This is a genomic window from Nocardioides sp., from assembly GCF_031422975.1.
Lineage (GTDB): Bacteria > Actinomycetota > Actinomycetes > Propionibacteriales > Nocardioidaceae > Nocardioides.
Window position 1 is genome coordinate 1 of the sequence record NZ_JANPEO010000599.1, and the last position, 3,986, is coordinate 3,986.

A 3,986-nucleotide genomic window follows, 5' to 3' on the forward strand; every position below is an offset into this window, starting at 1 on the left:
GTCGCCGGCGCGACGGGCACCGGCAAGACCAAGACCCTGCAGTTGCTCGCCGAACAGCTCAGCGCCAATGGTGTGCCGGTGTTCGCGGCCGACATCAAGGGCGACCTGTCCGGTCTCAGTGTCCCGGGTGCGGGTGGCGAGAAGATCGAGGCCCGTGCCCTGTCGGTCGGCCAGCAGTGGACCGCGACCGGCTTCCCGACCGAGTTCTACGCGCTGGGTGGCCAGGGCATCGGCGTACCCCTGCGAGTGACGATGACGTCGTTCGGACCGATGCTCCTGAGCAAGGTGCTCGGCCTCAACGACACCCAGGAGTCGAGCCTGGGGCTCGTCTTCCACTACGCCGACCAGGCCGGCCTGCCCCTGCTCGACCTCGCTGACCTGCGGGCCGTGGTGCAGTTCCTCACCAGCGACGAGGGCAAGGCCGATCTCAAGGGTCTCGGCGGCCTCTCGAGCGCCACCGCAGGCGTCATCCTGCGTGAGCTGATCTCCTTCCAGAGCCAGGGAGCCGACGCGTTCTTCGGTGAGCCGGAGTTCGAGTCGAGCGAGTTCCTCAAGGTGTCGGCCGACGGCATGGGCGTGATCAGCCTGATCGAGCTGCCCAACCTGCAGGACCGGCCCGCGCTGTTCTCCACCTTCCTGATGTGGCTCCTGGCCGACCTCTTCCACGACCTGCCCGAGGTCGGTGACATCGACCGCCCCAAGCTGGTGTTCTTCTTCGACGAGGCGCACCTGCTGTTCAACGACGCCTCCGACGCCTTCCTCGACCAGATCGCCCAGACCGTGCGATTGATCCGGTCCAAGGGAGTCGGTGTCTTCTTCGTGACCCAGAGCCCCACCGACGTGCCCGACGACGTGCTCGCCCAGCTCGGCTCGCGCATCCAGCACCAGCTGCGCGCCCACACGCCCAACGACGCCAAGGCGCTCAAGCAGACGGTCAACACCTACCCCAACTCGGCCTACGACGACCTGGGCGAGGTGATCACCAGCCTCGGCATCGGTGAGGCGGTCGTGACCGTGATGAACGAGCGCGGCGCGCCGACCCCGGTTGCCTGGACCCGCCTGCGAGCGCCCGAGTCGTTGATGGGGATGGCCGACGCCACCGCCATGCAGGCGGCCGTCAAGGCCAGCCCGCTCTTCGCGAAGTACAGCGAGGTCGTCGACCGCGACTCCGCGCGCGAGAAGCTCGCCGTACGCATCGAGGAGGGCGCCCGCAAGGCGGCCGAGGACGTCAAGGTCAAGGAGATGGCCCGCGAGCAGAAGACCGAACGCGTCACCAGACAGGCAAAGAAGGACGACGACGGCATCGTCATGGACGTCGTGAAGTCCGGCGCCTTCAAGGACTTCATGCGCACGGCTGCGCGCGAGGTCGCGCGAGGCATGTTCAAGTCCGGCCGCCGATGACGCACCAGGACGACCTACGACTCCTGCTGGACCTCGAGGAGATCCGCCGGCTGAAGTACGCCTACTTCCGGTGCGTCGACACCAAGGACTGGGACGGTGTGAGCGCCTGCTTCGTGCCCGAGGCGACGGCGTCCTACCCCGCTCAGCGGTGCGCCGATCGGGAGGCGATCCTCGCGTTCCTCACCGCCTCGCTGGTGCCTGACCTGGTGACCATGCACCACGGCCACCACCCGGAGATCAGCGTCGACGGCGACGAGGCGAGGGGCACCTGGTACCTCCACGACCGGGTCTACGCACCCGCGCACGACTTCGCGCTCGAGGGTGCCGCACTCTACGAGGACCGATACGTCCGCTCGCCCGAGGGTTGGCGGATGGTGCACACCGGCTACGAGCGGATCTTTGAGGCGACGACGACCACTGCGGGGCTCACGGTCGAGCAGGGCCCCCGCTCGCGTGGCGAGCGCCCCGGCGCAACGTGATGGGCAGCCGGGCCTCGTAGACACGCGGACACAAGTACGGCCGCGGTCTCCTCGCCACGCTCAACGAGTCGGCGGCCGTCGACCAATGTCCGCGTGTCTACGCGGTGTGGCCTGATCTGGCGCCCGCCTTGTCTGGACCAGTGTCATCTGGCAAGTTGTCTTGTACACAAGACATCTAGCCGGAGGAGCACCCCATGCCCGAGATCACTGCCAACGACGTCGCCCTGCACTACACCGACACCGGAGGTGACGGACGGCCCGTGGTGCTGATCCACGGCTGGCCGCTGAGCGGAGCGGCCTGGTCCGAGCAGGTGCCCGCGCTCAGCGACGCCGGATATCGGGTCCTCACCTACGACCGCCGCGGCTTCGGCGACTCCGCCAAGCCCGAGGGCGGCTACGACTACGACACCTTCGCCGCCGACCTCGCCGGCCTGCTCGACGGGCTCGGCCTCACCGACGCCAGCCTGGTCGGCTTCTCGATGGGCGGTGGCGAGATCGCGCGCTATATCGGCCAGCACGGCACCGGCCGGCTCCACTCGGCGGTCTTCGCCGGTGCGGTGCCGCCGTACCTCCTCAAGACCGACGACAACCCCGACGGCGGCCTCGAGGACTCCGACGTGCAGGGCATGGAGGAGGGTGCCCGCACCGACCGGGTCAACTTCCTCGACGGCTTCACGACCAACTTCTTCACCGCCGGCGACGACCTCAAGGTCACCGAGGAGCAGCGCCAGGAGGCGATCGCCCTCCAGCAGCCGGCGCGCGACGAGGCCCTCGTCGGGTGCATCGACGCCTTCGCCCGCACGGACTTCCGCGACGACCTCACCAAGGTCGACATCCCGACGCTGGTCATCCACGGTGACGCCGACGCGATCGTCCCCTTCGAGGTGTCCGGCAGGCGCACCGCCGAGGCGATCCCCGGCAGCACCCTGGTGGTCGTGCCGGGCGCGCCCCACGGCTTCAACGTGAGCCACGCGGGCGAGTTCAACAAGGCGCTGCTGGAGTTCCTGGCCCGCTGAGGTCGTTGGGTCGCGAAGCAGGGCGGCAGCCCCGGTTCACATCGTCGGGTCGGTCCACGCCAGCTGAGCGACCTCGATGCCCTTGTCGCGGGTGACGACGCGGGCCCGGCCCGGTGGCGCCGGCTGCGGCCGGAGGTTGCCGATCAGGGCACCCTCGTCGCGCGGACCGGAGAGCAGCACCCCGGGCATGGCGAGGTCGCGCATCGACTGGAGGACGGGTTCGTACGACGCCCGCGACGCACCACCGACACGGCGGGCCACGATGATGTGCAGGCCGGTGTCGCGGGCCTGCGCCATCAGCGGCTGCAGCGCCTGCACCGGCGAGGACTGCTGGGTCGCGACGAGGTCGTAGTCGTCGACGACGACGAACACCTCGGCGCCGGTCCACCATGACCGGTTGCGCAGCTGCTCCGGCGTGACGTCAGGCCCCGGGATCCGGCTCTCGAGATAGGCCGCGATGTCCTTCAGCGTCGGGGTGGCCTGGGTGGCCGAGGTCAGGTAGTTCAGCAGGTACTCGTCGGAGACCTCACCGAGCAACGACCGCCGGTAGTCGACGACGACGATCTGCGCCTCCTTCGGTGTGCGCGTGCGCATGATCTCCCGCACGTAGGTGCGCAGCAGGGCGCTCTTGCCCGACTGGCCGTCGCCGTAGATCAGCAGGTGCGGCTCGGCGGTCACGTCGATCGCGACCGGCGCAAGCTCCTTCTCGTTGATGCCGATCAGGATGCGCTTGTCGTCGATCCTGCGGCGAACGGCGTCCTCGCGGATCCTGTCCAGGCTGATCAGCTCGGGCAGCAGGCGCAGCTTGGGTCCGGGGGTGCCCTGCCACGCTGCGTTCGCGCGGTCGATGAGGTCGTCGACACCCTCACCCAGGGTGGCCGAGTCGCCGTCGCCGTCGACGCGGGGCAGGGCGCCGAGGAAGTGCAGCTTGCTGGGGACGAGGCCTCGGCCGGGTCGGCCGGTCGGCACCAGCGCGGCGACCTTGCGGTCGATCTCGGAGTCGACGGGGTCGCCGAGTCGCAGCTCGAGCTTGGAGCCGAAGACGTCACGCATCGCCGCCCGGAAGTCCGCCCACCGGGTGGACGCCGCG

Annotated in this window: 4 protein-coding genes; 3 read left to right on the forward strand and 1 reads right to left on the reverse strand. The window is 69.4% G+C overall.

Annotated features, from left to right (window positions below; genetic code table 11):
- The 3 genes from RMO85_RS17830 to RMO85_RS17840 all read left to right on the forward strand — a co-directional run.
- Positions 1–1,401 (forward strand): helicase HerA-like domain-containing protein (locus RMO85_RS17830; protein WP_310530061.1); only part of this gene is annotated, 1,401 nt, incomplete at its 5' end.
- On the forward strand, positions 1,398–1,880 hold the full coding sequence (locus RMO85_RS17835; RefSeq protein ID WP_310530062.1) for a nuclear transport factor 2 family protein: 483 nt from the start codon (positions 1,398–1,400) through the stop codon (positions 1,878–1,880). The genes RMO85_RS17830 and RMO85_RS17835, both read left to right, overlap by 4 nt.
- 194 nt (positions 1,881–2,074) lie before the next feature.
- Positions 2,075–2,896, forward strand: coding sequence for an alpha/beta hydrolase (locus RMO85_RS17840; RefSeq protein WP_310530063.1), 822 nt, complete (start codon positions 2,075–2,077; stop codon positions 2,894–2,896).
- A 36-nt stretch (positions 2,897–2,932) separates the two neighbouring features.
- On the opposite strand, the gene eccCb is transcribed toward RMO85_RS17840, so the two are convergent.
- Positions 2,933–3,986 (reverse strand): type VII secretion protein EccCb (gene eccCb, locus RMO85_RS17845; protein WP_310530064.1); only part of this gene is annotated, 1,054 nt, incomplete at its 5' end.